The sequence below is a fragment of the Synechococcus sp. BA-124 BA4 genome, assembly GCF_034931165.1.
In genome coordinates this window covers 26,529-51,916 of the sequence record NZ_JAYGIA010000065.1, presented here as the reverse complement: position 1 = coordinate 51,916, position 25,388 = coordinate 26,529, and the positions used below count along the sequence as shown (strand labels likewise).

Below are 25,388 nucleotides of genomic sequence, written 5' to 3'. Positions count from 1 at the left end.
AACGGCCCCCGTGCATGGGGCGAATCAGCCCTCGCCACTCTCGGCGATCCCCCGGGCCACCTGGGCCAGGGACAGCCCGAGGGGGTAGGTGCCCTGGCGCCTGGCCGCCTCCAGCAACGGTGCCGGCAGTCGAAGCCCCAGGCGGGCCAGCACCACTTCCGACAGTTCCGGCCGCTCCAGGGTGCCGCTCGGCAGGCCCGCCGAACCCAGCACCAGCAGGCGATCGACGCCGGGCTCATCCAGCAGCAGGGCGGCCTGCCAGAGCGGTGCATCGTGCTGGATGCTGGGAAGGGTGCTCAGGGGCTCAATGTGGTCCAGCACCCGCTCCTGATCCCAACGCTGAACCGGCAGGGTCTGCAGGGGGTCATCGCCGATCACCCCTTTCCAGCGCCCCCGCTCGCAGACGAGTACCCAGTCCGGAGTGCCGTCGCTGTCGTCACGACGCATCCGGGAGAGCTCGCGCAGGGGCGCATCACCCTCAAGCACCCGGAAGCGGCGGCGGGCGGCCTCACTGACCTTGAGGTCCTTGAGGGCTTTCTGCAGCGCCAGCAGCTGAATCTGGTTTCTGGAGGCCCCGAGCCCGAACCACCCGAGCATGATCAGCCAGAAGGCCCCCAGCCCACCGCCACGCAGGAGCAGCAGGGTGCCCATTCCCACGGCCATCAGCGAGAGGAAGCGGCCCATGGCGGCGGCCACTTGGACCCCGCGACGCTGACTGCCGGTCCACTGCCACACCAGCGCCTTGACGATCAGGCCCCCATCGAGGGGCAGACCGGGCAGCAGGTTGAACAGGGCCAGCACCAGGTTGAGGACGCCCAGCTGGCTGACCATTTCCCCCAGCAGGGGCGAGAGATGGGCGACCGAATGGCTGCTGCCCAGCAACAGACCTGCCAGCAACAGGCTGACCAGGGGGCCGGCGGCAGCCACCTGCAGAGCGGCCATGGCCGTGGAGCATTCCTTCTCGACACTGGCCACCCCCCCCAGCAGGAACAGGGTGATGCTGCGCACCTTCACCCCATGGGCGATGGCCACCAGGGAGTGGCCCAGCTCATGCAGCAGCACCGAAACGAACAGCAGCAGGGCCGTTCCCAGCGCCAGCAGCCAGAGGCTGGCAGCAGAGGCCTGGCCCGCCAGCTGAATGCCGTACTGCTGTTCGAAACCCAGCGTGGCCAGCAGCAGGATCACGAACCAGCTGGGGTGGATGCGCAGCGGGATGCCGCTGATCTTGAAAAGCTGCCAACCTTCACCCACGCGGTCCCGTCCTGCCGATGCCCAGGCAGATCCCGGGCGGTCTTTCGCCGATCCTAGAAAGGGTGGCCATGGCCTTCCTGTGGTGCTCCCCCCTCTGCTGAAGATCTGCGGCCTGCGTCAGCCGGCCCAGGCCCGGGCGGTGGCCGAACTCGGTGTGGATGCCGTGGGGGTCATCGCGGTGCGGTCGTCCCCGCGCTGGCTGGCCCCCGATCAGCGGCTGGAGCTGTTCCAGGCGATGTCCGACGGTCGGCCTGGCTGCCGGGGAGTGCTGGTGCTGGCGGATCCGGGCGACGAGCTGGGCGCGCAATTGAATCCTGACCAGGGCCATCAGGTGCTACAGCTGCATGGGCGGGAAACCCCAGCCCGCTGCCGGGAGCTTGCCGACAGAACAGGCTGCGCGATCTGGAAGGCCCTGAGAATTGCCAGCCCCAGTGATCTTGAGCGGGTCAACGACTATCGGAACGTGGCGGAGGCCGTTCTGCTGGACGCCTGGGTTCCGCACCAACTGGGAGGCAGTGGTCAGCGGATTCCACCCGCCTGGCTGGAGGGGTTCAGGCCCGCCCTGCCCTGGTGGCTGGCCGGAGGCGTGGGACCAGCCAACGCCGCTGAGCTGGTGGCGTCCTTTCATCCCGATGGACTCGATGTCTCCAGTTCCGTTGAGCGCGCCCCAGGCGAGAAGAACCTCGATCTGGTGCGCGCGCTGGTGGACGTGGTGAAGGGCTCAGCAGCAGGTGCGAGATGAGCTCAGGTGCTGAGCAGAGCCTGTTGCTGCTTCACCAGTTCGAAGAACTCATGCTTGAGGCTGGGGTCGTGGCGGAAATCGCCCCGCACCACCGAGTTCACCATGCTGGTCTGAGGTTCTTTGACTCCACGCCACTTCATGCAGTAATGCTGGGCTTTGACCAGGATCGCCAGGCCCTGGGGCTTGCACAGGCGCTCGATCTCATCCGCCAGGATCATCACGGCTTCTTCCTGGATGTGGGGACGTGAGAAGACCCAATCCGCCACTCGGGCGAACTTGGAGAGGCCGATCACCCGATCACCGGGCTTGATCCCGATCCAGCAGTTGCCCAGAATCGGCACCAGATGATGGGAGCAGGCCGATCGGATACTGATCGGACCCACTGTGTAGATCTCATCCAGATGCTTGACATTGGGGAAGCTGGCGATCTTCGGCTGTTTGTGGTATCGACCCTTGAATACCTCGTGGAGATACATCCGGGCAACGCGTTCTGCTGTTTCCTCGGTGTTGTGATCGTTGTCGATATCGATGACGAGGCTGCGCAGCATCTCGCGCACTTTCCCAGCCACCTCGATCTCCAACTGGTCGAGTTCTCCCTCGAGCAGGTGATCAGCAACGTTGTCGTTGGCGAAGAAGGGGACACCGGCCTGAATCAGGCGCTCGCGAATGCGCGCACTGACAGGGCCCGGGGCCGCGTCGGGTGCGATCGACCTGGAGCGAGGGTTGGAGGGGATGGTGGATGTCATGAAAGACTCAGAAAGCGCCAGAGGCGGGCATGAGGGTCAGGTCCTCCACCACCTGGGACGGAGGCTGCTGAGCAAGGAACAGCAAGGCTTCCGCGGCTTGATCGGGATCAAGCATGGCACGGCGATCGAAGGAGCTGTGGACGGTTTCCGTCACCCAAAGGGGTGTGTTGACCGCGCCGAGGGTGAGGGTGGAGACGCGAATGCCATGGCTGCGTTCCTCGGCTGCAAGGCAGCGGCTGAACGATTCCAGCGCCGCCTTGGTGGTGCAGTAGGCCCCCCATTCGGGGAAGGCATTCCTGGCTGCATGGCTGCTCACGTTGATGATCAGGCTCGATCCCTGTTGGCGTAATCCAGGCAGGACCGCCTGACAGACCTGGAAGACACTGGTGAGGTTGAGTTGAAGCAACCATTGCCATGAACCCAGCTCCATGCTGGCGAGCTTCCCGGTGTAAGCAGCCCCGGCGTTGTTGATCACCACCGTGGGCTGCAGTCCGCGGCCCAGCAGATCACTCAGGTGGCCGGGAAGGCTGTCGGCGTCTGTCAGATCCGCCATCACCCATTCCACTCGCCTGCCGGCGTCCCGCAGGGGAGCGGCGACGCGTTCGAGATCACGGCCGGAGCGTGCCAGGAGCAGAAGATCCCAGCCAGCAGCCGCGAAACGGCTGGCAGCAGCGGATCCGATGCCCCTGGAGGCACCGGTGATCAATACAGAAGCCAAGCAGGTTGCGTCTCGACCCGAACCTTAAGGGTTTGCCACAGTTTCTGTGGCCTCCGGCTCCAGGATCCTCCCCATGCGCCGGAACTTGGCATAACGCTGCTGGAGCAGCTCGGCTTCGCTGAGCCGGCCAAGGTCCTGAAGGTGCTGCATCAGGGCGGCGCGCAGGGTCTCAGCCGCCTGGAGCGGGGCCCAGTGGTTACCGCCTGAGGGTTCACTCAGCACGGTGTCGATCACCCCCAGCTGCAGCAGATCGTTGGCCGTGATGCGCAGGGCGGCGGCGGCGGCCGGGGCCTTGGCTGCATCCCGCCAGAGGATGGAGGCGCAGGCCTCCGGACTGGCCACGGTGTAGACGCTGTGCTCAAACATCAGCAGGCGGTCGGCAACGCCGATGCCGAGAGCACCGCCGGAGCCCCCCTCACCGATCACCGTGGCGATCACCGGAACCCGGAGGCGGAACATCTCGCGCAGGTTCACGGCGATCGCTTCACCTTGCCCCTGCTCTTCGGCCAGCACGCCGGCATAGGCGCCTGGCGTGTCGATGAAGCTGAGAATCGGCAGGCGAAAGCGATCGGCATGCTCCATCAGTCGCAGGGCCTTGCGGTAACCCCCCGGGGAGGCCATGCCGAAATTCCTGGCCACGTTCTCCTTGGTGTCACGGCCTTTCTGATGGCCGATCAGGACGACTCCCTGGTCACCGATGCGGCCGACGCCTCCCACCAGGGCCTGGTCATCGGAGCCGCGGCGATCCCCGTGCAGCTCGAACCAGTCATCGGTGATCACCTGGATGTAATCCAAGGTGCTCGGCCGCTGGGGGTGGCGTGCCACCTGGATCTTCTGCGCGGGGCTCAGAGACTGAAAAATCTCCTCCCGTCGTCTGGCCGCCAGGGTTTCCAGTTGCAGCAGCTGCTGACTGACATCCACTTCGGAATCCCTGGCCAGCTGGCGGATCTGATCGATCTGATCCTCCAGTTCCACCAGGGGCTTTTCGAAATCAAGCAATGGGCGGCGGGCCATGGTGTGGGAGGGGGATGGCTCTGGAGGGATCAGGGCTGGAGAGACGGAGATCGTCGACGGACGATGGCAGGCTCGATCAGACGGTTGCCAGCTGTGGCCGCTGAACCTGATTGAGGCCGATCGAGCGGAAGCCGTGGCGCAGGGACGCCGCACCGATCAGTTCCATGTTGGCGAGAGTGATGTTGTTGCGGCCCCAGCTGAAGTTGGTGTGCAGGCCCTCGAACTCCAGAAGCATGGCTTCGGCGAAACAGGCGAAGAGCTGGCGCTTCGGATTCTCCATCTCCGCCACCTCCATCATCTGCCAGCCGATGTCCTGCCAGAACTCGACGATGCCTCCCTTGATCACGTGCACTCCTGCACCGGCCACCTTGCTGTCCAGATTCTTGGGATAGCCGCCATCGATCATCAGGCAGGGTGAGTTGAGGCTGGCCGGATCGATGCTGAGACCCTGGGGCAGGCTGGCCACCCAGACCACCACGTCGGCTTCAGGCAGGGCCTCCTCAAGGCTGAGAATGCGGCCCCCGCCCAGTTCGGCCTGCAGATCGAGCAGGGGCTGGGGCTGCCGGGCCACCAGCAGCAGCTCGGCGACCCCGGTTTTCTGACTGAGCCAGCGGCAGACGGCACTGCCGATGTCGCCTGTGGCACCGACCACCGCCACCTTCGCCCGGCTCAGGTCGATGCCGAGGGCTGGGGCATTGGTTTCCACCTGCTGGGCGATGACCCAGGCGGTGTGGGTGTTGCCGGTGGTGAATCGTCCCCAGTCCAGAGCGGTGCTGCGGATCTGCTGGGTCTTGAGCAGGTTGAAGTTCTCGAAGATGATCGAGGTGAATCCACCCAGGGCGGTGATGTCGATCCCGCTCTTCTGGGCCAGATCCATGGCGCTGAGCACCTTGCGCCGCGCTGTCTTGAAGCGGCTGAGCATCTCGGGAACGAACACCGAATCGATGTAGGCACCCTCGATGGTTTTGCCCGTCGGGCTTGTGATGCTGACGTTCTCCACCAGCTGAGGTGGAGCCACACACCAGAGGTCGAGGTCCCCGTCGGCGTATTCGGGAAAACCCAGCTCAAGGGCCTTGCTTCGAGCCTGCTCGAGGCTGGTTGAGTGACCAATCAGACCGAACATGCAGCTGTGGCGGGGCGAAATGGGGACGGTTGTGGCCGACGACACATCCTGCCACGGCTGGAGGGCTCAGCCCAGAAGTGCGGCGGTGGCCATCCTGGCGATCTCCCGGGTGGTGAAGCCGATGTCGGTGAGGGCCTCCTGGTAGGAGGTCATGAAGTCGGCCATCAGATCTTCCTGGTCCATGTGCAGAACAGCGGCGTCCCCGGCCACCTGCTCCAGCATCTTGCGCACCAGAGGCAGGTTCACCCGATTGGCCTGCTCCAGTTCCTCACGGGAGGACTCCAGATTGGCCCTCAACCATTCCTGGCCATAGTTGAGATGAGTGTATTCATCCTTGACCACGCCCTCAGTTATTTTACGGGCGAAGGGATCAGCGACAGGGATATAAATATGGTAGGCCGAGATGGCGAAAGCCTCGATCAGAATTGCCTGAATCAGAAGGCAGGTCACCACCTTCCCTTCAGCCAGTGCCGCCTGGAAGTTGCCATGGAGGGGTGAGAAGAACTCCTTGGCGAAGTCCATGTCGGCAGTCACCGAAAGGTTATTGGCACATGCCGTGAATCCCTTCTTGTGCTTGAGCTCCATGCGCGCCAGCCTTGCCAGTTCTTCTGCCTGATCAGGAATCAGGCTGCCCAGGGAGATGTAGTTATCGTGAGCTTCCTGTTCGCCTTCGATCACGATCGCGTTGATGCGGCTATAGGCATCCTTGTAGGTGCTGCTGCTGAAATCAGGCAACCCGAGATCCTGTTCACCGCTGCCGCCGGCAGCCGTGGAGGCAGCGGCGGAGCCGGTCGCTGCTGCGGTGATGGTGGTCTCAAGGCTGGGCATGGCGTTGCCGGCGAAGCGATCAGTGCTGGCGACTGTAACCAGGCCTGCCGGAAATGGTTCAGGGGCGTGGTGGCCAGGTGCTGGAGAGCAGATCCCCCAGCAACGTGACCCAACCGTCCACCAGGGCTGCACAGAGGTCTTTGCCCAGGGCTGCGCTGGCCCCACGGGCATCTCCGACCACCCCACTGGCGGAGAGATCGGCGGTCAGCCAGGCGGTGGGGACGGCACCCTCCAGGCTCCAGCCCGCTGGCGGCGCCGGATCGGGCTGCCCCTCCCACGGACGCTGCAGCCCCACCAGTTCCGGGGCCAGATGCAGCATCAGGCTTGTTTCGGCCAGCGCCGCATGCAGTCCTTCGCTGCGTTCCGGCTCGGGCACCAGCGCCGCCACCCCCGGCGGACCGCTCCAGAGGAAGCAGGGCATCACCGCCAGGCGGGGATGGGCAGCCCTCAGCTGCCGTGCCGCCACCTGCAGCAGAGCGATCTGCCCGCCGTGGGCGTTGAAGAGCACCAGGCGCTGGAACCCGGCCCGGGCCAGGTCGCCCCCCACGGCCATCACCACCTGGAGCAGCACCTCGGGCGGCAGGCTGAGGGTGCCCGGGAAGGCGCCGTGCTCGGGGGAAAAACCCAGCTGGAACAAGGGCAGCCGCCAGATGGGCAGCTCTGCGGGCAAGCGTTCCAGCACGGCCTGGAGGATCCGTTCGGCAAAGATGGCGTCCGTGCCCAGGGGCAGATGCGGACCGTGCTGCTCCACAGCCCCGAACGGCCAGATCACGGTGCTGCCAGGCCGGGACGCGGCCTCCTGGGCCGCCATCCAGCTGAGCCCGTCGAGGGCGTGCTTGGCAGGTGCTCCCATCCGCTCCACGGGCTGATCCTTACAGTGTGCTGCTGTCAGATCACCTGGGCCATGGCTGGATCGCAGCGTCCCGTTCCTCCTGCAGGTCCCCGCTCCAAGCCGGTGGCTCCAACCCGGGCGGAGCCTCCGCTGCGCAAGCCTCCCCAGCTGATGTATCTGAGCCGTAAGGAGGAGGAGGACCAGAAGAGTCAGCAGGCCCCCACTGAAGAGCAGGCCACGGTCCGTGCCCCCGACGCTGCCGCGGCCGCTGCGGCGCCCAGGCCGGCCGCCTCGCCCCAGGCCGCTGCAGCGAGCATCAGTGATGACGACCGCTTCGAGACGGCAAGCCTGGAAGGCATGACCATGGCCGATCTGATGGGGTCCGCCGATGGCGCGTCCCGGCAGGGCCGCGCCAGCCGCTCCACCGGCTGAGCCCCTTCAGGGACCACCTCCTCACGGCCGGTGCGCACCGTCGACGACTTCGACTTCGATGAGGATGCCTTCCTCGCCGCCCTGGATGAGAACGAACCCGTGGGCGCCACCGGGGACGTGGTCACCGGCACGGTGATCAGCGCCGAGAGCGACGGAGTGTACATCGACATCGGGGGCAAGGCGCCGGGTTTCATGCCCAAGGCCGAAGCCGGCCTCGGTGTGATCGGCAACCTCAAGGAACGTTTCCCCAAGGGTCAGCCCGTGGAGGTGCTGGTCACCCGTGAGCAGAACGCCGATGGCATGGTCACGATCAGCGCCCGCGCCCTGGCCCTGCGCCAGAGCTGGGAGAAGGTCAAGCAGCTCGAGGCCGCCGGCAAGGTGGTCCAGGTGAAGGTGAGTGGTTTCAATCGCGGTGGCGTCACCTGTGAGCTGGAAGGGCTGAGGGGGTTCATCCCCCGGTCCCAGCTCCAGAACGGCGAGAACCACGAACAGCTGGTCGGAACCACCTTTGCCGTGGCCTTCCTGGAGGTCAATGCCGACACCCGCAAGCTGGTGCTCTCCGAGAAGCGGGCCGCCAGCGCGTCCCTGCTGGCGGAGCTGGAGGTGGGTCAGCTGGTCGACGGTCAGGTGGTGTCGGTCAAGCCCTATGGCTTCTTTGTCGACCTCGGCGGGGTGAGCGGTCTGCTGCACCAGTCGTCCATCACGGGCGTTCACCTGCGCGACATCCGTGAAGTCTTCAGCCAGGGAGAGCGGCTCAAGGCCCTGGTGACCCAGATCGATCCCTCCCGGGGCAGGATTGCCCTCAACACCGCTCTGCTCGAGACCCAGCCCGGCGAGCTGCTCACGGCCAAGGAGACGGTGATGGCCGAGGCTGAGGACCGGGCCAACCGCGCACGCCTGCTGCTGCGCCAACAGGAGCAGGAGGCGGGATGAGTCAGGCCGCTCCCGCAGCCCACGGTGCTCAGCTTTCCCCCGACTGGGAACTGGATTTCTTCTCCCGCCCGGTGCTCGATCCCGGCGGCAAGAAGCGCTGGGATCTGCTGATCACCGCCACTCCCGCCAGTGAGGGCAGCCACCCCCGCTTCCGCTGGGTGAAGAACTGTCCAGCCAGCACGGTCAACTCGGTCTGGCTCCAGGGCGCCCTCAACGAGGCCCTGGCCGCGGCGGCGGAGCATGGTCTGGGGCCTCCGCGGCGGTTGCGCTGCTGGCGGGCCACGATGCGCACCATGGTGCAGCGGGCCGCTGAGGCCGTCGGCCTTGAGGTCATCCCCAGTCGGCGCTGTTATGCCCTGGCCGAATGGCTGAGCGAACGGGAGCGCGACGTCTACCCCGCCGAAGAGGGGTACATGGCCGGCCCCCTGGCACCGCCTCCACAGCCGATCCGCTCGCTTCCCCTGCCCCTGCCGGAGGCGGCCCGGGGGGATTCCTGGGCCTGGGCCTCACTGCCCCTCGACGCCCTGCGCGAATCTTCCGAGTGGGAGATCGGCTTCGAAGGGCTGTTTCCTCTTCCGGTGGAGCTTTCCGGGGACCTGGTGGTGCCTGGTCTGCGTCTGTTCAGCCGCACCCGCTCCCTGGCGATCGCCGGCTGGATCGCCGGCCTCGAGCCGGCCCGGCTGGAGATGGAGGGCACCAACCTGGTGCTCGAGGCTGGCCTGGAAGACCGCTGGCGGCTGGCGACCCTGGCTGAGAAGGAAGCCAGTGAGGTGGCGGAAGCCTTCGCGGCGGCACGCGAGGCTGCCGCTGGCCTGCAGTTCATCGCCGTGCAGAGCGAGGCGCGATCCGAGCGCTTCGATGGCTTCTGGCTCCTGCGTGACATGCCCGATTGCTGAGGCCCCTGCCCCGTGGCTGAAGCCGTTGACCCACCGTTCGATCGACCCGACAGCGTCTTCAACGACCTGGACGGCTGGACCTGGGTCGGGACCTATGGCGGCTATGTCCTCCAGTGCGACCTGCTGGGGGAGTTCGAGCACGGGTTCTTCACCCGGCAGTGGAGTGGGCGTGGTCCCCAGGAACTGGCAGCCGCCATCAGTGCCGGTGTCTCGGTGCACCGCACCCGTCAGATCCACAGTGCCCGGGTGCTGGCCGCCAGTGAGGCTGGCGCTGAACCCTGGCCTGAGGGCGATGGGCTGGTCAGCGATGGCGGAGGCCAGTCGCTGTGGGTCTGTGGCGCCGATTGCACCCCGGTGCTGATCGCCGATCGTGTCCGGGGTTCGGTCGCTGCATGCCATGCCGGCTGGCGCGGGGTCGCCACCGGCATTCTTCCGGCGGCGATCGACGCGCTGGAGCGCTCAGGCAGCCAGCGCAGCGATCTGCTGGTGGCCCTGGGCCCTGCCGTACGTGGTGAGGCCTACCAGGTGGAGCTGGACGTGGCCCTTCAGGTGGGCGACGCCTGTTGTGCCTCTGGTGAGGATCCCGCGGGCAGCCTGGCGGCGGCCGGAGCACTGGTGCCCGATGCCTCACCCGGCTCCCCTGAGGATCGCTACCGCCTCGACATCCGCCTGGCCGCCCGTTCCCAGCTGCTGAACTCCGGCCTGGGGGCTGAGCAGCTGAGCCTCTGCCCCCTGTGCACGGTGGCGGAGCCGCTGCTGTTTCACTCCTGGCGCCGCGACCAGATCAAGGCGGTGCAGTGGAGCGGCATTGTGGCCCAGTCCTGAGCAGGCTGGAGGCCACCGCCTCAGCCACCCGGATGCCATCGATGCCGGCAGAGAGGATCCCACCCGCATAGCCGGCGCCCTCTCCGGCCGGGTAGAGGCCCCTGGTGTTCAGGCTCTGCAGGTCAGGCCCTCTCGGGATCCGCACAGGCGAGGAGGTGCGCGTTTCCACTCCGGTGAGCAGGGCTTCGCCCATGGCGTAGCCGGGAATGCTGCGCTCGAAGGCCGGGATCGCTTCCCGCAGGGCGGCCACCGCGAAGTCCGGCAGGCAGGCGCTCAGATCGGCGGGGGTGGTTCCGGGGGCGTAGGAGGGCTGGATCGAGCCTGGCGGCCGGCTCCTACCCCGGCCGGCCAGGAAATCATCGAGCCGCTGGACGGGGGCCCGGTAGCTGCCGCCACCGAGCGCAAAGGCCTTCGCCTCCCAGTGGCGTTGAAAGGCCACTCCAGCAAGGGGGTCGCCCTGGCCACGGCCGTAGGGGAGCAGATCCTCCAGCTCCAGACCCACCACGATGCCGCTGTTGGCGTTGCGCTCGTTGCGTGAGTGCTGGCTCATGCCGTTGGTGACCAGGTGGCCGGGCTCGGAGGCCGCTGCCACCACCAGGCCGCCTGGGCACATGCAGAAGCTGTAGACGCTGCGGCCATCGTCGAGGTGATGCACGAGCTTGTACTCCGCCGCCCCCAGCCGAGGGTGGCCGGCGCAGGGGCCCCAGCGAGCCGAGTCGATCAACGACTGGGGATGCTCGAGGCGCACACCGATCGAAAAGGGCTTGGGCTCCAGAAGCACCCCGTCGCGGTGCAGGCTTGCAAAGGTGTCGCGGGCGCTGTGGCCCACGGCCAGCACCACATGGCGGGCCTGCAGGCAGGAGCCATCGGCGAGCTCGACGCCACAGACCCGTCGTCCACCCGGATCTGCCTCGATCTCCAGGCGAACAACCTCGCTGCGGAAGCGGATCTCGCCGCCGAGGGCTTCGATGCGGCTGCGCAGTCCCCGCACCACCGTGGCCAGCTTGAAGGTGCCGATGTGAGGGTGGTGCAGCGTGAGGATCTCGGGGTTGGCACCGCAGGCCACCAGTTCCTCCAGCACTTTCCTCCCCAGGTGACGGGGGTCCCGCACCTGGCTGTATAGCTTGCCGTCGGAGAAGGTGCCGGCCCCGCCTTCGCCGAATTGCACGTTCGATTCGGGATCGAAGGGCCGTTGGCCCCGCCAGAAGCCGAAGGTGTCGGACGTGCGCTCCTTGATGGGCTTGCCCCGCTCCAGCAGCAGGGGCCGCAGCCCCATCTGGGCCAGCACGAGTGCCGCGAAATAACCACAGGGACCGGCCCCGATCACGATCGGGCGTTCAGGCCGCTGTAGCTCCCCAGGCATCAGCTGAGCCACGAATCGGTAGGTGGTGTCGGGGGCCGGTCGCAGATGGGGGTCCTTGCGCCAGCGCTGCAGCAGGGCCTTGGGATCGTCCACCTCCAGATCGAGGCTGTAGCTGAAACGGATAGCGTCCTTGTTGCGGGCATCCACGCTGCGCCTGACCAGCTTCAGAGCCCGCAGACTCCGGGCCGGCAGCCCAAGCCGCTTCAGCACGGCCTGGCGCAGCTCGTCGTCGGTGTGATCAAGGGGGAGCCTGAGTTCGCTCAGCCGCAGCACGATGCCTGCCTGGTCCCGGGAGGGAGTGTCGCTTGGTCCTGTATTCCAGCAGCCGACCCCCACGGACGCCTCGGGGCTGTCAGGCTGGAGTCACGAACCCGTTGTCCGAGAGAGCGTTTTCCATGGGTCTTGCCCACTGCCCGCTCTGCGTGGGCCTGGCCATTGTCAGCCTGGTACGGGGCGGCGCCATGGGGGTGCTGCTCTGGCGACTCTGCTTCCGCGAAAGCCAGCCACGCCTACTCCTCAACGCTGCCTAAGGTCTGAGGTCACAGCGGATTCCGGGCTCTGGCGTCATGGCACTGCAAGCCACTTGTTTCGGCGCCAACGGCTGGTTGCTGGACTTCGATGGCTGCAGGGTCCTTCTGGATCCCTGGCTGACAGGCCCCCTGGAGTTTCCCCCAGGTCCCTGGTTCTTCCGGGCCGAGCTGCCGCAGTCCTGGCCCGTGCCCGGAGGGCTGGATCTGCTCCTGCTCACCCAGGGGCTTCCTGACCACTGCCATCCGGACACCCTGGCGCTGCTGGATCCGACCCTGACGGTGGTGGGTTCGGCCGCTGCCGCCACCAAGGCCCGCCAACTGGGTTTTCAGGCGGTGAACTGCCTCGCCCCAGGCGAGCGGTTTCACCACGGGGAGCTGACGCTCACGGCCAGCGCCGGCGCTCCGGTGCCCCAGGTGGAGAACGGGTATCTGCTGCAGCATCCCGCCGGCAGTCTCTACGTGGAACCCCATGGGTTCCTCTCCTCTGACCTCCCGTCCCAGTCGGTTGATGCCGTGATCACGCCGGTGCTCGATCTGGGCCTGCCACTCGTCGGGGCCTTCGTCAAGGGGATGCAGGTGCTGCCGCAGCTGCTGGAGCGTTTCCAGCCAAGGGTTGTTCTGGCCAGCACCAGCGGCGGTGATGTGCGCTACGAGGGAGCTCTCACCCGAATCCTCTGGCAGAAGGGGAGCATGGAGGCGGCGGCCAGGGTCGTGGCAGGGGGCTCTCGCCTGATTGATCCGGTGCCGGGGGTGAGCTACGACCTCCTGGCGGCGTGAGGCGCTTGGGCCGGCGTGGGTGCTTCGCTCCTCAGGGACTCTCCAGCAGGTCGTGTTCCACCATGAAGATGTTGCCATAGAGATTGGCAAGAATGTCCTTGCCGGCCTGGGTCAGCTCCAGGTAGGGAATCGCGTTTTTGATGTAGGGAAACACCTGACCCCAGTAGAAGGTGGGGTAGGCCTTCAGCAGCTGTCCGGGGTTGGCACAGCCCAGCGCTTTGTTCACTCCTGTTTCCTCGAACTCCCAGAACAGGGCGGGAATCTTGTTGAGGTAGCGGGGATCACTCAGCTGGCCGATCAGATCGGAGGCCCGGACCAGACCAGGCATGTGGGTGGTGCACTGATGATCGGTGGAAGCAGGTACGGGGAAACGGGTGAGTTCGATGTTGCGCTTGATCGTCTCGGCATCGATCAGCCCGTGGCCGCCGAAGCGCTCTTCGATGAACAGCTTGCCGCGGTCGATGTGGTAGGGCGTGAGGGCAGCACAGGTGGCACCTTCCTTGAGCCTCACCGAGTCCCCGTTGACCCCGGTGGCGTAGTGGCCATCTTTGTCGTCACGGCAAACTCCCTTGATGTAGCCGATGTCGTGGCAGAGGTGTGAAATCGTGAAATGCAGCCAGTCATCCGGCGTGATGCCGCCCTCGCGCAGATGCTTGCCGTAGAGAATGTGCTGGCCCACCAGGGTGACCAGGATGGTGTGCTCGACATCGTGGTAGAGTGCATCACCTGTGGCGATGTTCTCCAGGGCCATGGAAGCGGCCCAGGAGATGATCTCCTCGTAGTCCCGCTTGAGCGTGCCGTAGGAGGATCGGTAGGTGGTGATCAGACGTTGCTGCACGTCGGCGATCATCAACCGTGTGGCGTTGAACATCGCGGTTGCTGACGGACGCCCCGCCTGAATCTTCGAGCCAAGTTTGCCATCTCCTGAGCGGCTGCGACGACTGGACGGCAATCGATCGACCATCCTGACGGCAGTGCACCAGCTCTGACCGTGACCACCATCGCTGATCCAGCAGCCAGCCCTCATGCCCTCTCCGTCGCCGACCACGACCGCTTCGACCTGGTGGTGATCGGGGCCGGATCCGGGGGTCTGGCGGCCGCCAAGCGCGCCGCCAGCCATGGGGCCCGGGTTGCCGTGATCGAGGGAGACCGGGTTGGCGGCACCTGTGTGATCCGGGGTTGTGTCCCCAAGAAGCTCCTGGTGTACGGATCGGCCTACAGACACCTGCTGGCCGATGCGGCCAGTTACGGCTGGAGCGTGGGCCGGACTCACAGTGATCCATCCCGGCTGCTGGCGGCGGTGCGCGCCGAAGTGGATCGCCTCAATGCGCTGCACATCGGCTTTCTCGAGCGGGCCGGAGTGGAGCTGGTGTCAGGCTGGGGCCGCTTTCTCGATGACCATCACATCGACGTGGGCGGTGCGCAGGGCAAGGGCAGCGCGGAGCGCAGCAGGCGTGTTCTGCGTGGCGAGCGTGTGCTGATCGCTGCGGGCGGTCGCCCTCACCGTCCCTCGATTCCCGGCGCCGAGCTGGGCTGGGTGAGTGATGACATGTTTCTGCTCGAAAGCCTGCCCCAGCGGGTCCTGATCGTCGGTGGCGGCTTCATTGCCTGCGAATTCGCCTGCATCCTGCGCGGTCTGGGCGTGGAGGTGGATCAGTTCGTGCGCGGGGATCATCTGTTGCGGGGCTTCGACCGGGAATTGAGCGCGGCGGTGCATGAGGGCATGGAAGCCGATGGCATCACCATCCACTTTGCCCAGACCCTGACCGCCATCTCCGGCGATTCGGGTGAGCTGATCGCCAGCACCTGCCAGGGCCGCCAGGAGCGCTGCGGCGGCGTGCTGCTGGCCACGGGCCGCCAACCCTTCCTGGCCGGACTTGATCCGGCGGCGGCAGGAGTGGCGGTGGACGGCGGCCGCATTCCGGTGGATGCCGATCAGCGCACCAACGTGCCTCACATCTTCGCGGTGGGCGATGTCACCGACCGCATCAATCTGACCCCGGTGGCGGTGGACGAAGGCCGTGCTTTCGCCGACAGCGTCTACGGCGGACGACCCCGCCAGGTGAACCACGACCTGGTGGCCAGTGCCGTGTTCAGCCAACCGGAGCTGGCCTCGGTGGGGCTGAGCGAGGAGGAGGCCGTTGCCCGCTTCGGTGCGGAGGGGATTCGCCTCCACCGGGCCCGCTTCCGCTCCATGGCCCAGGCCCTGCCTCAGCGTGGCCCTCGCTGCCTGCTGAAGCTGGTGGTGGAGGTGGCGTCAGACCGGGTGCTGGGGTGCCACATGGTGGGCGAACACGCCGCCGAGATCATTCAGATGGCGGCGATCGCGATCGGCATGGGAGCCACCAAGGCCGACTTCGATCGCACCATGGCACTCCATCCCACCGTGGCGGAGGAGTTCGTGACGATGCCCCAGTGACGCGGCCGAGGAGGGACGGAGCTCGAGGCTGTCAGCGGATGGAGACATCAGCAAAATTGACTACATTCTGGATGTTCTCCAGGTCACGCACGCTCCGCCGCGATGTCCGTTCTCGTTCTGCTCATCGATCATGAACGGATCGGCCGTGATCGCCTGGCCAGCCAGTTGCAGGAGGCTGGCTTTCTGGTGGCGGAGGCCGATGATGGTCACCGGGGCCAGGCGATGGCCCTGCAGGTCAATCCCCAGCTGATCGTGATCGATCTGTTGCTGCCGGGGATCGATGGCCTCACCGTTCTTCAGCGGCTGCGCCGTGATCAGCGCACGAGCCGGACACCCATCCTGGTGTTGACGGCCCTGAGCAGCCTCGATGACAAGGTCCGGGGCTTCACCTCCGGCGCCGACGACTATGTGACCAAGCCCTATGCCCCTGAGGAAGTCCTGGCCCGCGTCAAGGCTCTCCTGCGGGGACGTGCCACCACACCTCAGCTGGTGCGTGCTCCGGAAGTCCTCAGCTATGGCCCTCTCACCCTGATCCCGGAACGCTACGAAGCCCTCTGGCATGGCCTGCCGGTGCGCCTCACCCGCACGGAGTTCGAACTTCTCCATTGCCTGCTGCAACGCCACGGCCAGGTGGTGCCATGGGAGGTGCTGCTGCGGGAGATCTGGGGCTACGGACCCGACAGCGACGTGGAATGCATCCGCACCCACATCCGACATCTGCGCGGAAAGCTGGAACATGACCGCCACCGGCCGGCCTACATCAAAACGATCTACGGCACGGGGTACTGCCTGGACCTGCCTGCGGATCCTGCCCATCAGCCGGCTGTCGGCAGAGACCGCCTGGGCCTGGTGGGGGAGGCGCTCAATCCAGCCGATTCCGTCAGAGCGGCACCCCCCCTGCGCTGGGACCAGAGGAGCCGCCGCAGGGAGGCCTGAGTAACATTGATCACACGCTCTGGTCACTCCTGCACGCGGGGCCCGGGTGGGTGACGCTTGGATGGGTGCAGGAGTTTTCCATCCCCGTCATCCTGTGAACGACAGTTGCCCCTGGATCGATCCTTGCCTTGAGCGCGTGGCTTGTCCGGTGATGACCATGGCCAAGTCGAAAGGAAAAGGCTGCAAAGGCAAGAAATGTTCCAACTGGAAAGGGGGCCGTTGCCGCTGCGGCCGCGATTGATCCCTTCCCTGTTGCTGCCCTCTTTGCCGACCAGCTCGGGGCGGGCCGATCCGGGCCTCAGGCCGCAGCCGCGACGGCCGTCAGGGATTGATCCAGGATCATCAGAGCGCCGAAGTCGGTGCCGCAGTGACGCACCTGGGCCAGCAGATGGGCCACTTCATTCTCGGCATCCACCTGGCTCTTGATCATCGGGTCAAGAAAGATGGAACTGCGGTAGTCACCGCAGCGTTCAGCCAGGCTGTAAAGCTGTTGCAGCGACGTGGTGACTTCCGCCTCCATCTCGAAGACGGACATCAGCACGTCCTCGACATTCGTCCACGTCTGCCTGGGCTGGGACAGGGCGGAGAGCTCCACCGGCTGAGACCGCGCGACCAGGTAATCGACGAACAGGCCGGCATGGGCCCTCTCGCCATCGGATTCAGCCCTGGCATAGGAGGCAAACCCATTCAGTTCCCGCTGGGTGAACCACACGGCGAGTGAGAAATAGGTGTAGCTGGCCATCAGCTCCATCTGCAGATGGTTGCAGAGGCCCTGGTGCAATTCAGCCTCCATCTCCTGGGCCACAGGTCGCCGTGGCAGAAGAGGAACAGCATTCAGGCTGGTGGCGCTGGCCGGATTGCTGATCACCATGGGTCCAATCTCGTTGGCTTCAGCCTACAAAGGCCCCTGAGTCCGCGGCCAGGGCGCCGGAGGCGGATCCCCGGTTTCCGTGCCGGCCCCCGGGCCCCTAGGCTTCTTTCATCATGCCGTGATCCCGTTCGATCGCATGTCCGAGGACTGCCGTGCTCCTGGCAGCATGCCAACGGATCTCGCCTCCCTGACCCGCCTGAGCTGGTGCCTCGGGGTGCGCAGCCGCCATGCCCTCAAGGCTCTCAGGAGCTGTTCGAACCCTCAGCTGCGCACCCGGCTGGAGCACGACCTGCTCCGTCTTCGGCTGCAGGCCAATGCCATTGCCCGCCAGGGCGAGTCCATGGCGGAGCTGCTGGGTCCGCTGCACTGGGAGGTGGCGCTGCTGCGTGAGGTGATGCGCCGCAATCAGCGTCATTTCGGTGTTTCCAGCCTCAGCTGAGCTGGTGTTCCGTGCGGCCGTGGGAGGACGCCCACAGCCGTTGTCGTGTGACCCCGGCGGGCCCTAGACAGGAGAGGTGTGATCAGATGTCATGAGTCCATCCAGCCCGCCTTCGCAGCACCACCAGATCCTGATCGTCGGCGGCGGAGCAGCTGGGATCACGGTGGCCAGCCAGTTGCTTCTGGCCCGGAGCGGCCTCGACATCGCCATCCTCGAGCCCAGCACGGATCACTACTACCAACCCGGTTGGACCCTGGTGGGCGGCGGGGTGATGACCCAGGAGCAGACACGCCGAGATGAGGCCGATCTGATTCCCGCCGGCTGCAGCTGGATCCATGCGGCCGCCGCACGCTTCGAGCCGGAGGCCAACCGGGTGATCACCAGCACCGGTGACACCATCAGCTACGACGCCCTGGTGGTGGCCACCGGCCTGCAACTGCGCTGGGAGCGGATCAAGGGGCTGGACGAGGCCCTCGGTCGCCAGGGGGTCACCAGCAACTATTCCCGCGAGCATCTCCCCTACACCTGGGAGACCATCCGCCACTTTCCCGGCGGCACGGCGATCTTCACCTTTCCGGACACCCCGATCAAATGCGCCGGGGCCCCCCAGAAGATCATGTACATGGCCGACGACATCTTCAAGGCCACCAGCGGGGTGGGTGTCAACACCAAGGTGGTGTTCGCCACTGCCGGGCCCGGCCTCTTCGGTGTTCCCGTCTACGCACGGGTCCTGAAGAAGGTGGTGGAGGAGCGGGGAATCCAGGTGCTCCTGCGCCACAACCTCAAGGAGATCAGGGCCGATGAGAAGGTGGCGGTCTTCGAGGTCAGCGACGCGGAGGGCCACATCTCCAGCAAGGAGATCCCGTTCTCGATGATCCATGCGGTGCCGCCGATGTCGGCCCCCGATGTGATTGCCCAGAGTCCGCTGGCCACCAGCGGTCCCGGTGGCTGGGTGGAGGTCGACAAGTTCAGCACCCAGCACGTGCGCTACCCCAATGTCTTCTCCCTCGGTGATGTGTCGTCGCTGCCCACCTCCAAGACCGCGGGGGCGGTGAGGGGCGAGGCACCGGTGCTGGTGGCCAACCTGCTCGCCCATCTCGATGGCAGGCCCCTGCAGGCTCGCTACGACGGGTACAGCGTCTGCCCGCTGATCACCGGCTACAACAAGGTGGTGATGGCCGAGTTCGACTACGACCTCCAACCCGTGAGCTCCTTCCAGATCGACCCCACACGCGAGCGCTGGAGCATGTGGCTGATGAAGACCAAGGGCCTTCCCTGGATCTACTGGAACCGGATGCTCAAGGGCCAACCCCACGAGAGCCGCTACCTCAGACCCCTCAAGCCCCTGGTTCAGGCTCTCGGACTGGCCTACAAGGGCGAACCGGCCCCCCGCTGAGACTCCTCGCGCCCGGTGCTCGCCACCAGCTCGTCGAGCTGCTCCTGCATCTCCGCCACCACACGCCTGTAGCAGGACTGGACGTAGTCCCGATCGCGGCTGGCGGCATGGCCGCCACGCTCGAACTGGATCGGCCGGCAGACACGGGTGTGAATCTTCGCCGGCAAGGGCAGGTTGGGCAGGGGACCCACGGCCAGGCCCCAGGGCAGGCCGAGGTACAGGGGAAACACCTCGGGGTCGATGCCGAACAGCCAGGGAAGGCCGCGCTCATGCCAGCGCTGCATCGGTTCGTAGCAGTCCTCGAGAACGATCAGGGTGTCGTGACTGCCCCAGGAGATCAGCGGCACGATCGGCACGTCGTGCCACAGGGCCAGCCGGATGAAGCCGGTGCGCCCCCTGAACTGGATGCTCTGGCGGAGCCGGTGCGGGCGAAAGGCATCCTGGCCACCACCAGGGAACACCAGCAGGCTGTCGCCTCGCTCCAGTACGGCCATGGCCCCCCGCGGGTAGTAGGGGATCGCCCCGGTGCGGGCGGCCAGATGCGCCGCCTGGGGGAACACCTGCCACACCTTGGGATGAGCCAGGCCATAGACCCGCCTCTCGAGGCCGAAGCGCCGGAACCAGTCGAGCATCAGCATCGGCAGGTCGGGGCTGGCCAGGCCGCCGTTGTGGGACCCCACCAGCAGCATCTGGCCGTCGCTGGGAATGTGGTCCCAGCCGCTGGTGCTGACCCGGAAGTAGTGGCGGTAGAGCCACTCCCAGAGCGGCATCAGGCGCTGGATCACTTGTGGATCGCGCTCGGCCCCGGGTTCAGGACCCACGCTTGGTCCTTCAGACATGGGAGTTCGGTTTGAGCGTCCCCAGACCCTAGGGGCTGGGGACAGTGCTGCTCCAGAAGCCTCCATGGCGTGGCCGCGCGTTCCTGATCAGACTTCCTTCAGAACTGGCCTCCCAGCGCTCAGGCCTGAGGCCTGGGGCTCCATCACCCTTCGAACACCCTTCGCAGTCCTTGTTCGCCATGACAGCGTCCATTGATCGAGCCCTGCGCCTGCGGGCCCTGTGGATGGCCTGGTTGCTGTGCATGCTCTTTCACGTGGATCTGGGCCTGATGCCTCTGTTCCACGGACTTTCGCCTGAGATCGAAAGCCACGTGGCCCTGGAGAAGCTGCCCCTGCTCTTCGGTGGAATGATGGTTTACTTCCTTCTGCCGGTGGCGGCCGTGGTCCTGCTGGCCTACAGCGCCAGTGACCCTGAGCGTCCACAGCGCTGGCAGGGCTGGCGGCGGCTGCATTTCTGGCTGAGCGTGGTCTACACCGTCACCAATCTCCCCCACCTGGTGGCCGACATTCTGGTGCCCGACTCCCGGGTGGATCAGGTGGCCCTGATGGTGGTGCTGGTGCTGATCGGGCTGCTGATCAACTGGGAGGGCTGGTTGTGGTGGCGTGATCACCGTTCGACCGGAGCCAGGCCAGCCGCATCGAACACCCCCTCGAACAGCACCGAGCTCAGGTAACGCTCGCCGGAGTCCGGCAGGACCACCACGATCGTCTTGCCGGCGAACTGCTCCTCGGCAGCAAGACGCAGGGCGGCCACGGTGGCGGCCCCGCAGGAGATGCCCGCCAGGATCCCCTCCTCGCGCATCAGGCGTCTGGCCATGGCCACGGCCTCCTGGTCACTGACCGCTTCGACCCGGTCCACCAGATCCAGATCGAGGTTGTCGGGCACGAAGCCGGCACCGATCCCCTGGATCTTGTGGGGCCCGGGCTGGGGCGGCTCACCTGCCCTGGCCTGGGCGATGACGGGGCTGTTCACCGGCTCCACCGCCACCGAGAGCAGCTCCTGGCCCCGGGTGGTCTTGAAATAGCGGCTGACGCCGGTGATGGTGCCGCCTGTGCCCACACCCGCCACCAGCACATCCATCTGGCCATCGGTGTCGTTCCAGATTTCCGGGCCGGTGGTGTCGTGGTGGATCTGGGGGTTGGCAGGGTTGGAGAACTGCTGGAGCAGCACATAACGCTCGGGATCAGAGGCGGCGATCTCACGGGCCCGTCCCACCGCACCGGTCATGCCGAGTCTGCCCTCGGTGAGCACAAGCCGGGCTCCGTAGGCAGTGAGCAGCTTGCGCCGCTCCAGGCTCATGGATTCCGGCATCGTCAGGGTGAGAGGAATCCCCCTGGAGGCGGCCACGAAGGCCAGGGCGATGCCGGTGTTGCCGCTGGTGGGCTCGATCAGTTCCTTGCCCGGGCCGAGCCGGCCGTCCTTCTCGGCCTGCCAGATCATCGCGGCGCCGATGCGGCACTTGACCGAATAGGCGGGATTGCGGCCTTCGATCTTGGCGAGAACGGTCGCCCGGCTGTCACCGACGACCCGGTTCAGCTTCACCAGGGGCGTGCGGCCGATGCTCAGGCTGCTGTCAGCAAAAATCGATGCCATCAATGACACAGGAACTGCGGGCACCCTCGCACCCCTGGGCCGAGAAGATCAATTTCCCGCTCTGACAGGATCGGCGATCTCTCGCCAGTGCCTCCAGACCTGAACCGCCAGCAGCAGCACCAGCACCGGAAGGACCACCACCAGCGTGAAGGAGCGCAGGGGTGAGGCCAGCGCCGGAAGGGTGAGGGGAAGGATCTGCTCCACCAGGTACAGCCCGTAGAGGCCCACCAGCAGCACCCCCTCTCTCCTGGAAATCACCCCGCCCGTCCAGAAGATGGGAAGCAGGGCCAGAGTGGTGGCCACCATGATCGGCAGGTCCCGGTGGATCATCGATGGATCCACGTTCAGTCCGCGTGATCCTGAGAGGAAGGCGCAGCCCCCGAGAATCACCAACTGGTTGAGCAGGTTGCTGCCCACCACGTTGCCGATGGCCAGATCAGCCTTGCCTTTCAGGGCCGCCATGATCGAGGTGACCAGTTCCGGCATCGACGTGCCCGCCGCCACGATCGTGAGGCCGATCAGGGTTTGACTCACCCCCAGGCCGAGGGCGATGGCGGTGGCCCCCTTCACCAGGATCTGCGAGCCCCACACCAGCAGGCCAAGACCGGCAGCCAGCCGCACCAGGGCCGGTCCGTAGCCCCCTTCCGCATCGGATGGATCGACTTCGTCGCCGCCGGATTCACCTTCCTCTCGGGCCGTGCGGGTTTCCCAGACAGTGTTGATCACCACGGCGGTGAGCAGGGCCAGACCGGCCTGCCAGGTCACCCGGCCTGAGGACGCCATGCCCCAGACGGCCATCGACACGGCCAGCAGCACCGGCACATCGCGGCGGATCAGGCGGCTGTGCACCCTCAGCGGCAGGATCACGGCGCTGATGCCCAGCACCACCAGCACGTTGAAGATGTTGCTGCCCACCACGTTGCCCACCGCCAGGTCATCGGCTCCCTTCAATGTGGAGATCAGACTCACGAACAGCTCGGGCGCACTGGTGCCCAGAGCCACCACGGTGAGACCGATCACCAGTTGAGGCACGCCCAACAGCAACGCCAGAGCGACTGAGCCCTGCACGAACAGCTCTCCACCGCCGAAGAGCAACAGGATGCCCACCACGATCTCAATGACGCTCAACAAGGTGGTCCTCCAGGCGGACCCAGATTCTGCCTCTTCCCGCTCATCACGTCCCCGCAGTCGAAGGCCGACCTGGACCCGCGGCCTGGGTGAAAGGGATCACAGCCCTGGTGATGGAGGCACAACGCGGCTGGATTGTCACAGGCTGATCTGATCGGGACATCGGCGGGGACCAGACTCCATCCAGCCCCTTAGGTTCGCCCCATACATTCGTAACGACGGAATGGCCGTGGCCCGCCCACTGACCTGGTTGAACCAGATCAGCTCACACCACATCAAAGGCGATGTCTTCGGTGGCCTCACCGCGGCGGTGGTGGCTCTGCCCATGGCCCTCGCCTTCGGGGTGGCCTCCGGCGCAGGGGCGGTTTCGGGGCTCTGGGGGGCGGTGCTGGTGGGTTTGTTCGCGGCGCTCTTCGGCGGCACCCCCACCCTGATCTCGGAGCCCACCGGTCCGATGACGGTGGTGATGACAGCGGTGATCGCCAGCCTCACCGCGAAGGCCTCCAGTCCCGAACAGGGACTGGCCATGGCCTTCACGGTGGTGATGATGGCCGGAGTTTGCCAGATTCTGTTCGGCCTCCTGAAGCTGGGCCGCTACATCACGATGATGCCCTACACGGTGATCTCGGGCTTCATGTCCGGCATCGGCTTCATCCTGATCATTCTCCAGATCGGTCCTTTCCTGGGCCAGTCCATCCCCAAGGGCGGAGTGATGGGCACGCTCACCGCCCTGCCTCAGCTTCTCGCCGCCGCGCGGCTGCCTGAGGTGATCCTGGCCGTGGTCACCGTGGCGATCATCTGGTTCACCCCGGCCCAGGTGAAGCGCTTCGCTCCGCCCCAGCTGGTGGCTCTGGTGATCGGAACCCTGTTGTCCCTCACCCTGCTCAATGTCGGCGATGGCCCTGAGGTGGAGGGGATCCGGCGCATCGGCGAGATCCCGAGCGGATTTCCCCATCTGGTGGTGCCCCACATCGAGCCGGGCCTGTTCCAGCTGATGGTGGTCGATGCCCTGGTGCTGGGTCTGCTGGGTTGCATCGATGCCCTGCTCACCTCTGTGGTGGCTGACAGCATCACTCGCAGCGAGCACAACTCCGACAAGGAGCTGATCGGTCAGGGCCTGGGCAACATCGTTTCAGGTCTGTTCGGTGGAATCGCGGGCGCCGGAGCGACCATGGGCACGGTGGTGAACATTCAGGCGGGAGCCCGATCCGCTCTCTCAGGCATCACCCGCGCCCTTGTGCTGATGGTGGTGATTCTGGGCGCCTCGGGTCTCGCCGCCTCGATCCCGATGGCTGTGCTGGCAGGCATCGCCTTCAAAGTGGGGATCGACATCATCGACTGGAGCTTCCTGGGTCGCGCCCACCATGTTTCGATCAAGGGTGCGGTGATCATGTATGGCGTGATCCTGCTGACCGTGCTTGTGGATCTGATCGCAGCGGTTGGGGTTGGCATCTTCGTGGCCAACATCCTCACGATCGAGAAGATGAGCAGCCTGGAAACCAGGTCCGTCAAGGCGATCAGCACCGCTGACGACGATCTCAACCTGCCTGAGGCCGAGAAGGCACTGCTCGATCAGGGGGGCGGCAAGGTGCTGCTGTTCCAGTTGATCGGTCCGATGATCTTCGGTCTGGCCAAGACCATCTCCCGCGAGCACAATGCCATTGAGGAGTGTGACTCGATCGTGTTTGATCTCAGTGAGGTTTCGCACATGGGCGTCACAGCATCCCTGGCCTTGGAGAATGCTGTCAAGGAAGCTCTGGAAAAAGAACGCAATGTCTATGTGGTGGGGGCCCAGGGCAGCACCCTCAAGCGTCTCAGGAGTCTGAGGGTGTATGGCCTGTTGCCTGCCGGTCACGTGGAGCTCAGCCGCAAGGAAGCCCTGGCGGATGCCGTGAACTCCCTGCCTCAGAGCAGCATGGCCTGACGTCCTGACTCAACCGGCACTGGAAGGGGAAGCCCATGGCTGCATCACCACAGCCTGTGTGATCAGCCCCGCCTCCGGTCGATGGGGAAGCAGAAGATCACCATGGGTCATCAGGATGGCCTGACCCAGTGACTTGTACTTATTCAGGCCTTTGGTGACGGTCACCCGGGTCAGTCCGGTGAGCTCTGCGATCACCTGATGGGTCAGGTTCATGTCCTTGAGGGAGAGACTGTGGCCCAGGCTGTTCACCCGCCCGAACTGGGCGGCCAGCCAGCGCAGCATGGTCAGCAGGCGGACATCGGCCTTGCGGATCCGACTGATCCGCATGATCTCCATCGAGCGGCTGATCTGGCGTTTGAGGGCTTCGAGGAGCTCGTTATCCGTGGGCTCATGACCCTCAAGCGAGGCAGGAGAGAGGGTGCTGGTTTCGTTGCGGCATTCAAAATTTGCCTGGGTTCCGAGGATGAGATCGCCGGGCCCCCACAGCATCAGGGTGATCAGTTCGGCGTCTTCATTCCAGGTCACCTGCCGAACATAGCCATCGCTGATCAGCCAGCTCATTCCAGTCGGTATCACTGAGTTGGACTTGAGCTGCAGACATGGACATGGTCCAGGCATGAGTGGAGGCAGGCATCACTGGACAGAGCTGCACGGCAGAGAGCGCTCATCCGAAGAATCAGATGGGCTGTTGGTAGTCGGCGAACCGGCCTGAAACGACTGCTCGTGTCGTTGGGCAAACGTAGAACCGTCCCAATCCCTTTGGGACTCCGGTTCAGACAGGATCGGCAATTCCCGGGATCAGCCGCGTTAATCAATCCAGATCAGCTGACCC

The 25,388-nt window shown here is 65.7% G+C and carries 25 protein-coding genes and 1 pseudogene; 12 read left to right on the top strand and 14 right to left on the bottom strand.

Annotation, left to right across the window (positions count from 1 at the left end; all coding sequences use genetic code 11):
• Positions 1-24 precede the first annotated feature (24 nt).
• Entirely contained in the window at positions 25-1,251 is a 1,227-nt protein-coding gene (locus VB734_RS07365; protein WP_197164238.1) for a site-2 protease family protein, read from the bottom strand.
• Positions 1,252-1,333: 82 nt separating this feature from the next.
• Here VB734_RS07365 and VB734_RS07360 point away from each other — a divergent pair, with 82 nt between their 5' ends.
• Complete coding sequence (locus VB734_RS07360) at positions 1,334-1,993, top strand: phosphoribosylanthranilate isomerase (protein WP_322781451.1); 660 nt, start codon at positions 1,334-1,336, stop codon at positions 1,991-1,993.
• A gap of 2 nt (positions 1,994-1,995) precedes the next feature.
• Here the strand turns inward: VB734_RS07360 and folE are convergent, their stop codons facing one another.
• The 6 genes from folE to VB734_RS07330 all read right to left on the bottom strand — a co-directional run bounded on the left by folE (position 1,996) and on the right by VB734_RS07330 (position 7,275).
• Positions 1,996-2,739 carry a GTP cyclohydrolase I gene (folE, locus tag VB734_RS07355; protein ID WP_197164242.1) on the bottom strand — a complete coding sequence of 248 codons (744 nt, stop codon included), beginning with the start codon at positions 2,737-2,739 and terminating at the stop codon, positions 1,996-1,998.
• A gap of 7 nt (positions 2,740-2,746) precedes the next feature.
• A complete protein-coding gene (locus VB734_RS07350) occupies positions 2,747-3,457 on the bottom strand; it encodes an SDR family oxidoreductase (protein WP_197164243.1) in 711 nt (236 codons plus the stop codon).
• Between the two features lie 24 nt (positions 3,458-3,481).
• Positions 3,482-4,471 carry an acetyl-CoA carboxylase carboxyltransferase subunit alpha gene (locus VB734_RS07345; protein WP_322781452.1) on the bottom strand — a complete coding sequence of 330 codons (990 nt, stop codon included), beginning with the start codon at positions 4,469-4,471 and terminating at the stop codon, positions 3,482-3,484.
• A gap of 76 nt (positions 4,472-4,547) precedes the next feature.
• Positions 4,548-5,594, bottom strand: coding sequence for a long-chain acyl-[acyl-carrier-protein] reductase (locus VB734_RS07340; RefSeq protein ID WP_197164247.1), 1,047 nt, complete (start codon positions 5,592-5,594; stop codon positions 4,548-4,550).
• Positions 5,595-5,660: 66 nt separating this feature from the next.
• Positions 5,661-6,422 carry an aldehyde oxygenase (deformylating) gene (locus tag VB734_RS07335; protein ID WP_231594736.1) on the bottom strand — a complete coding sequence of 254 codons (762 nt, stop codon included), beginning with the start codon at positions 6,420-6,422 and terminating at the stop codon, positions 5,661-5,663.
• Positions 6,423-6,480: 58 nt separating this feature from the next.
• Positions 6,481-7,275 carry a creatininase family protein gene (locus VB734_RS07330; protein WP_197164249.1) on the bottom strand — a complete coding sequence of 265 codons (795 nt, stop codon included), beginning with the start codon at positions 7,273-7,275 and terminating at the stop codon, positions 6,481-6,483.
• A 51-nt stretch (positions 7,276-7,326) separates the two neighbouring features.
• On the opposite strand from VB734_RS07330, the pseudogene VB734_RS07325 reads away from it, so the two are divergent.
• The 3 genes and pseudogenes from VB734_RS07325 (at position 7,327) to pgeF (ending at position 10,340) form a co-directional block, all read left to right on the top strand.
• Positions 7,327-8,619, top strand: a pseudogene (locus VB734_RS07325) (S1 RNA-binding domain-containing protein).
• Entirely contained in the window at positions 8,616-9,515 is a 900-nt protein-coding gene (locus VB734_RS07320; protein WP_322781453.1) for a Tab2/Atab2 family RNA-binding protein, read from the top strand. Before VB734_RS07325 ends, VB734_RS07320 begins: the two are co-directional and overlap by 4 nt.
• A 12-nt stretch (positions 9,516-9,527) precedes the next feature.
• Entirely contained in the window at positions 9,528-10,340 is an 813-nt protein-coding gene (gene pgeF / locus VB734_RS07315) for a peptidoglycan editing factor PgeF (protein WP_197164255.1), read from the top strand.
• Here the strand turns inward: pgeF and VB734_RS07310 are convergent.
• Positions 10,300-11,976: an NAD(P)/FAD-dependent oxidoreductase gene (locus tag VB734_RS07310; RefSeq protein WP_197164257.1), complete on the bottom strand. Its 1,677-nt coding sequence runs from the start codon at positions 11,974-11,976 to the stop codon at positions 10,300-10,302. The genes pgeF and VB734_RS07310 overlap by 41 nt on opposite strands.
• Positions 11,977-12,098: 122 nt before the next feature.
• On the opposite strand from VB734_RS07310, the gene VB734_RS07305 reads away from it, so the two are divergent.
• Both VB734_RS07305 and VB734_RS07300 read left to right on the top strand, forming a co-directional pair.
• Positions 12,099-12,233 (top strand): hypothetical protein, encoded by a 135-nt coding sequence (locus VB734_RS07305; protein WP_255518516.1) that lies wholly within the window; start codon positions 12,099-12,101, stop codon positions 12,231-12,233.
• A 36-nt stretch (positions 12,234-12,269) separates the two neighbouring features.
• Positions 12,270-13,010 carry an MBL fold metallo-hydrolase gene (locus VB734_RS07300; protein ID WP_322781454.1) on the top strand — a complete coding sequence of 247 codons (741 nt, stop codon included), beginning with the start codon at positions 12,270-12,272 and terminating at the stop codon, positions 13,008-13,010.
• Between the two features lie 31 nt (positions 13,011-13,041).
• On the opposite strand, the gene VB734_RS07295 is transcribed toward VB734_RS07300, so the two are convergent.
• Positions 13,042-13,881, bottom strand: coding sequence for an Npun_R2479 family HD domain-containing metalloprotein (locus tag VB734_RS07295; protein WP_322781455.1), 840 nt, complete (start codon positions 13,879-13,881; stop codon positions 13,042-13,044).
• Between the two features lie 129 nt (positions 13,882-14,010).
• Here VB734_RS07295 and gorA point away from each other — a divergent pair, with 129 nt between their 5' ends.
• Both gorA and VB734_RS07285 read left to right on the top strand, forming a co-directional pair.
• Positions 14,011-15,429 (top strand): glutathione-disulfide reductase, encoded by a 1,419-nt coding sequence (gene gorA, locus VB734_RS07290; RefSeq protein WP_197166876.1) that lies wholly within the window; start codon positions 14,011-14,013, stop codon positions 15,427-15,429.
• A 102-nt stretch (positions 15,430-15,531) separates the two neighbouring features.
• Entirely contained in the window at positions 15,532-16,365 is an 834-nt protein-coding gene (locus tag VB734_RS07285; protein ID WP_197164288.1) for a response regulator transcription factor, read from the top strand.
• A gap of 298 nt (positions 16,366-16,663) precedes the next feature.
• Here VB734_RS07285 and VB734_RS07280 read toward each other — a convergent pair whose 3' ends face one another.
• Positions 16,664-17,236 carry a ferritin gene (locus VB734_RS07280; protein WP_322781456.1) on the bottom strand — a complete coding sequence of 191 codons (573 nt, stop codon included), beginning with the start codon at positions 17,234-17,236 and terminating at the stop codon, positions 16,664-16,666.
• 166 nt (positions 17,237-17,402) lie between these two features.
• Here VB734_RS07280 and VB734_RS07275 point away from each other — a divergent pair, with 166 nt between their 5' ends.
• Together VB734_RS07275 and VB734_RS07270 are read left to right on the top strand one after the other, a co-directional pair.
• On the top strand, positions 17,403-17,675 hold the full coding sequence (locus VB734_RS07275; protein WP_197164292.1) for a hypothetical protein: 273 nt from the start codon (positions 17,403-17,405) through the stop codon (positions 17,673-17,675).
• A gap of 91 nt (positions 17,676-17,766) precedes the next feature.
• Positions 17,767-19,071, top strand: coding sequence for an NAD(P)/FAD-dependent oxidoreductase (locus VB734_RS07270; protein ID WP_197164300.1), 1,305 nt, complete (start codon positions 17,767-17,769; stop codon positions 19,069-19,071).
• On the opposite strand, the gene VB734_RS07265 is transcribed toward VB734_RS07270, so the two are convergent.
• The gene (locus VB734_RS07265; protein ID WP_322781457.1) at positions 19,044-19,892 is read right to left on the bottom strand and encodes a lysophospholipid acyltransferase family protein; all 849 of its coding nucleotides are present in this window, start codon (positions 19,890-19,892) and stop codon (positions 19,044-19,046) included. The genes VB734_RS07270 and VB734_RS07265 overlap by 28 nt on opposite strands.
• A 197-nt stretch (positions 19,893-20,089) precedes the next feature.
• On the opposite strand from VB734_RS07265, the gene VB734_RS07260 reads away from it, so the two are divergent.
• On the top strand, positions 20,090-20,584 hold the full coding sequence (locus VB734_RS07260) for a hypothetical protein (RefSeq protein ID WP_197164304.1): 495 nt from the start codon (positions 20,090-20,092) through the stop codon (positions 20,582-20,584).
• Here the strand turns inward: VB734_RS07260 and cysK are convergent.
• On the bottom strand, positions 20,518-21,504 hold the full coding sequence (gene cysK / locus VB734_RS07255) for a cysteine synthase A (protein ID WP_197164306.1): 987 nt from the start codon (positions 21,502-21,504) through the stop codon (positions 20,518-20,520). The genes VB734_RS07260 and cysK overlap by 67 nt on opposite strands.
• A 48-nt stretch (positions 21,505-21,552) precedes the next feature.
• Positions 21,553-22,635, bottom strand: a complete 1,083-nt coding sequence (locus tag VB734_RS07250) for a calcium/sodium antiporter (RefSeq protein ID WP_197164316.1) — start codon at positions 22,633-22,635, stop codon at positions 21,553-21,555.
• A 226-nt stretch (positions 22,636-22,861) separates the two neighbouring features.
• On the opposite strand from VB734_RS07250, the gene VB734_RS07245 reads away from it, so the two are divergent.
• Positions 22,862-24,556 (top strand): SulP family inorganic anion transporter, encoded by a 1,695-nt coding sequence (locus VB734_RS07245; RefSeq protein ID WP_231594737.1) that lies wholly within the window; start codon positions 22,862-22,864, stop codon positions 24,554-24,556.
• Between the two features lie 9 nt (positions 24,557-24,565).
• Here the strand turns inward: VB734_RS07245 and VB734_RS07240 are convergent, their stop codons facing one another.
• Entirely contained in the window at positions 24,566-25,117 is a 552-nt protein-coding gene (locus VB734_RS07240; RefSeq protein WP_322781458.1) for a hypothetical protein, read from the bottom strand.
• Positions 25,118-25,388 lie beyond the last annotated feature (271 nt).

Excerpts from the sequence above, each read along its gene's own strand:
- VB734_RS07320 (WP_322781453.1), top strand. The coding sequence starts at position 8,616 with ATGAGTCAGGCCGCTCCCGCAGCCCACGGTGCTCAGCTTTCCCCCGAC.
- VB734_RS07275 (WP_197164292.1), top strand. The coding sequence starts at position 17,403 with ATGCCAACGGATCTCGCCTCCCTGACCCGCCTGAGCTGGTGCCTCGGG.
- cysK (WP_197164306.1), bottom strand. The coding sequence starts at position 21,504 with ATGGCATCGATTTTTGCTGACAGCAGCCTGAGCATCGGCCGCACGCCC.
- folE (WP_197164242.1), bottom strand. The coding sequence starts at position 2,739 with ATGACATCCACCATCCCCTCCAACCCTCGCTCCAGGTCGATCGCACCC.
- VB734_RS07305 (WP_255518516.1), top strand. The coding sequence starts at position 12,099 with ATGGGTCTTGCCCACTGCCCGCTCTGCGTGGGCCTGGCCATTGTCAGC.
- VB734_RS07345 (WP_322781452.1), bottom strand. The coding sequence starts at position 4,471 with ATGGCCCGCCGCCCATTGCTTGATTTCGAAAAGCCCCTGGTGGAACTG.
- VB734_RS07330 (WP_197164249.1), bottom strand. The coding sequence starts at position 7,275 with ATGGGAGCACCTGCCAAGCACGCCCTCGACGGGCTCAGCTGGATGGCG.
- VB734_RS07295 (WP_322781455.1), bottom strand. The coding sequence starts at position 13,881 with ATGTTCAACGCCACACGGTTGATGATCGCCGACGTGCAGCAACGTCTG.
- VB734_RS07300 (WP_322781454.1), top strand. The coding sequence starts at position 12,270 with ATGGCACTGCAAGCCACTTGTTTCGGCGCCAACGGCTGGTTGCTGGAC.
- VB734_RS07240 (WP_322781458.1), bottom strand. The coding sequence starts at position 25,117 with ATGAGCTGGCTGATCAGCGATGGCTATGTTCGGCAGGTGACCTGGAAT.
- VB734_RS07335 (WP_231594736.1), bottom strand. The coding sequence starts at position 6,422 with ATGCCCAGCCTTGAGACCACCATCACCGCAGCAGCGACCGGCTCCGCC.
- VB734_RS07285 (WP_197164288.1), top strand. The coding sequence starts at position 15,532 with ATGTCCGTTCTCGTTCTGCTCATCGATCATGAACGGATCGGCCGTGAT.
- VB734_RS07260 (WP_197164304.1), top strand. The coding sequence starts at position 20,090 with ATGACAGCGTCCATTGATCGAGCCCTGCGCCTGCGGGCCCTGTGGATG.
- VB734_RS07270 (WP_197164300.1), top strand. The coding sequence starts at position 17,767 with ATGAGTCCATCCAGCCCGCCTTCGCAGCACCACCAGATCCTGATCGTC.
- VB734_RS07280 (WP_322781456.1), bottom strand. The coding sequence starts at position 17,236 with ATGGTGATCAGCAATCCGGCCAGCGCCACCAGCCTGAATGCTGTTCCT.
- VB734_RS07340 (WP_197164247.1), bottom strand. The coding sequence starts at position 5,594 with ATGTTCGGTCTGATTGGTCACTCAACCAGCCTCGAGCAGGCTCGAAGC.